This window comes from Salipiger sp. HF18, assembly GCF_011806505.1.
Classification (GTDB): Bacteria; Pseudomonadota; Alphaproteobacteria; order Rhodobacterales; family Rhodobacteraceae; genus Salipiger; species Salipiger thiooxidans.
Map to the genome: position 1 here is coordinate 1 of NZ_JAATOS010000400.1, position 3,577 is coordinate 3,577.

The following is a 3,577-nucleotide window of genomic DNA, read 5'->3' on the forward strand; positions in this document are numbered from 1 at the left end:
TCTAATGAGCGCGCCATGGATATTTCGCTGACCAATTCCCGCACCCGGAAGAAGGAGCCGTTCAGGCCCATCGACCCCGAGCACGTGCGGATCTACGTCTGCGGACCCACGGTCTATGACCGCGCCCACCTCGGCAACGCCCGCCCGGCCATCGTCTTCGACGTGCTCTTCCGGCTGATGCGCGAGGTCTACGGCGCGGACCACGTGACCTACGTGCGCAACTTCACCGACGTCGACGACAAGATCAACGCGCGGGCGAAGGAGAGCGGCCGGAGCATCGGCGAGATCACCGCCGAGACCACGCAATGGTATCTCGACGATATGGCCGCGGTGGGGGTGATGGAGCCCACCCACATGCCCCGCGCGACGCAGTACATCGGGCAGATGGTGGCGATGATCTCGGAGCTGATCGAGAAGGGCCACGCCTACGAGGCCGAGGGCCACGTGCTCTTCGCGGTCGAGAGCTACACGGCCTATGGCGCGCTCTCGGGCCGCTCGGTCGACGACATGATCGCCGGCGCCCGGGTCGAGGTCGCGCCCTACAAGCGCAACCCGATGGATTTCGTGCTGTGGAAGCCCTCCGAGCCCGACCTTCCGGGCTGGGACAGTCCCTGGGGCCGCGGTCGCCCGGGCTGGCACATCGAGTGCTCGGCCATGGCCGAGGAGCTGCTCTGGAAGACGCCGCTCGAGGAAGGCCGCCTGTCCGAGGCCGCGCTGGCGCATCCGCATCTCTTCGACATCCACGGCGGCGGCAACGACCTCACCTTCCCGCACCACGAGAACGAGATCGCCCAGAGCTGCTGCGCCAACGGCGTGGAGCGCATGGCGCAGACCTGGCTGCACAACGAGATGCTGCAGGTCGAGGGCAAGAAGATGTCCAAGTCGCTGGGCAATTTCTTCACCGTGCGGGACTTGCTCGACGGTCATGACGGCCTGCCCGGCGTCCCGGGCGAGGTGATCCGCTTCGTCATGCTTTCGACGCATTACCGCAAGCCGATGGACTGGACGGCGGAGAAGGCCCGCGAGGCCGAGGCCACCCTGCGCAAGTGGCGCGCCATGGTCGACGGCCTCGACGCGGGCCGAGCTACACAAGCTCGCGGGCGCTGGCGATGCTGCTGCGCTGAAAGCGGGCGCGGGCCTTCTCGGGCTGCTGACGCCGGAACTGGGTGACTGGGCCGCGGTGTCCGTCGATCTTACGGCGCTGGCCGACCGGCTGGCGGGGGCGCGGAGCGCGGCGATGGAGAGCAAGGATTTCTCCGAGGTCGACCGGCTCAAGACCGCGCTGCTCGCGGCGGGGGTCGAGGTGCGGATGTCGAAGGCGGGGGTCGAGCTGCTGCCCGGCGCCGGGTTCGACGCGGCCAAGCTGGAGGGGGTGTGATGACCGTCTGCGAACGTGCCCCTGACGGGCGCCGGAGGGGGGCTGTCTGCCCCCCGCTCGGGCAAGCCGAGCCCCCCCGAGGATATTTCGTGCCAATGGATGCGAGGGCGTGGAGATGACGGAGAAACTTTACCTCTACGACACCACGCTGCGCGACGGGCAGCAGACGCAGGGGGTGCAGTTCTCGACCGCCGAGAAGCTGCGCATCGCGGCGGCGCTCGACGGGCTCGGGGTGGATTACATCGAGGGCGGCTGGCCGGGGGCGAACCCCACGGATTCTGCCTTCTTCGACGAGGTCGGCGCCACGCGCGCGGTGATGACCGCCTTCGGCATGACCAAGCGGGCCGGGCGCTCGGCCGAGAACGACGACGTGCTGGCGGCGGTGCTGAACGCCGGGACGCAGGCGGTGTGCCTCGTCGGCAAGACCCATGACTACCACGTCACCGCGGCGCTTGGCATCGAATTGCCGGAGAACGTCGAGAACATCCGCGCCTCGGTCGCGCATATCGTGGCCCAGGGCCGCGAGGCGCTGTTCGACGCGGAGCATTTCTTCGACGGCTGGAAGGCGAACGCGCCCTATGCGCTCGAGTGCCTGCGGGCGGCGTTCGAGGCTGGCGCGCGCTGGATCGTGCTCTGCGACACCAACGGCGGCACGCTGCCGCACGAGGTCTACGGCATCGTCAAGCAGGTCATCGCGGGCGGCATCCCCGGCGACCGGCTCGGCATCCACACCCACAACGACACCGAGAACGCGGTGGCGGCGACGCTGGCGGCGGTGGACGCGGGCGTTCGGCAGGTGCAGGGCACGCTCAACGGCCTCGGCGAACGCTGCGGCAACGCCAACCTGACCTCGCTGATCCCGACGCTGCTGCTCAAGGAGCCCTATGCCAGCGCCTATGACATCGGCGTCAGCCGCGCGGCGCTGGAGGGGCTGACCCAGACCAGCCGGATGCTCGACGAGGTGCTGAACCGCGTGCCGATGCGGCAAGCGCCCTACGTGGGGTCCTCGGCCTTTGCCCACAAGGCGGGCCTGCACGCGAGCGCGATCCTCAAGGACCCCTCGACCTACGAGCACATCGAGCCTTCGGCGGTGGGCAACCGCCGCGTCATCCCGATGTCGAACCAGGCCGGGCAGTCGAACCTGCGCCGCCGGCTCGCCGAGGCGGGGCTCGAGGTCGGGAAGGGCGATCCGGCGCTGGCCCGGATCCTCGAGACCATCAAGGCGCGCGAGGCCGAGGGCTACACCTACGACACCGCGCAGGCGAGCTTCGAGCTGCTGGCGCGCGAGGAGTTGGGGCGGTTGCCGGACTTCTTCGAGGTCAAGCGCTACCGGGTGACCATCGAGCGGCGCAAGAACAAGTACGACCGCATGGTGTCGCTGTCCGAGGCGGTGGTCGTGGTGCGCATCGACGGCGACAAGAAGCTCTCGGTGTCGGACAGCCTCGACAACGAGGGCCACGACCGCGGTCCGGTGAACGCGCTCGCCAAGGCGCTGGCCAAGGATCTCGGGCCCTACCAGGAGGTGATCGACGACATGCGCCTCGTCGACTTCAAGGTGCGCATCACCCAGGGCGGCACCGAGGCGGTGACGCGGGTCATCATCGACAGCCAGGACGGCGCCGGGCGGCGCTGGCAGACGGTGGGTGTGAGCGCCAACATAGTCGACGCCTCCTTCGAGGCGCTGCTCGACGCGGTGCGCTGGAAGCTGATCCGCGACTGCGGGGAGGCCGGCAAGGCATGACGCTGCCGCCCGGGTTCGTGGCGCTCTATGCGCGGCTGGACCGGCAGGGGCCGGGGCTGGCCGGAGATGCGCTCTGGGCGCTGGAGGTGTTGGGGGTCGCGGGCGCGGTGCGGGTCTGCGACGCGGGCTGCGGCACCGGCGCCGATTGCGCGACGCTGGCGCGGGCGCTGCCCTCGGGAGAGGTGGAGGGGATCGAGGCGATTCCCGCCTTCGTGGCGGCGGCCTAGGCGCGGCTTTGGGGCTTGCCCAATGCGCGGGTCTCGGTGGGCGACATGGCGGCGCTCTCGGGGCCCTAAAACCTGATCTGCTCCGCGGGCGCGATCTATTTCCTCGGCGTCACCGAGGGGCTGCGCGGCTGGCGGGGGGGCGCTGGCCCCGGGCGGGGCGGTGGCCTTCTCGCAGGGCGTGTACCTGGGCGGGGACGAGCCGCAGGCGGTGCGCGACTTCTGGGCGGGCGA

2 protein-coding genes and 1 pseudogene are annotated in these 3,577 nt (G+C 69.9%); all 3 read left to right on the forward strand.

All coding sequences use genetic code 11. The features are described from left to right. Positions 1 to 15: 15 nt before the first annotated feature. The 3 genes and pseudogenes from cysS (at position 16) to HC022_RS29405 (ending at position 3,346) form a co-directional block, all read left to right on the forward strand. Positions 16 to 1,378: pseudogene (gene cysS / locus HC022_RS21275) on the forward strand (cysteine--tRNA ligase). A 115-nt stretch (positions 1,379 to 1,493) separates the two neighbouring features. Further along, complete coding sequence (gene cimA, locus HC022_RS21280) at positions 1,494 to 3,119, forward strand: citramalate synthase (protein ID WP_167453752.1); 1,626 nt, start codon at positions 1,494 to 1,496, stop codon at positions 3,117 to 3,119. Continuing rightward, the gene (locus HC022_RS29405) at positions 3,116 to 3,346 is read left to right on the forward strand and encodes a class I SAM-dependent methyltransferase (RefSeq protein WP_254885212.1); all 231 of its coding nucleotides are present in this window, start codon (positions 3,116 to 3,118) and stop codon (positions 3,344 to 3,346) included. Before cimA ends, HC022_RS29405 begins: the two co-directional genes overlap by 4 nt. The last annotated feature ends 231 nt before the right edge of the window (positions 3,347 to 3,577 follow it).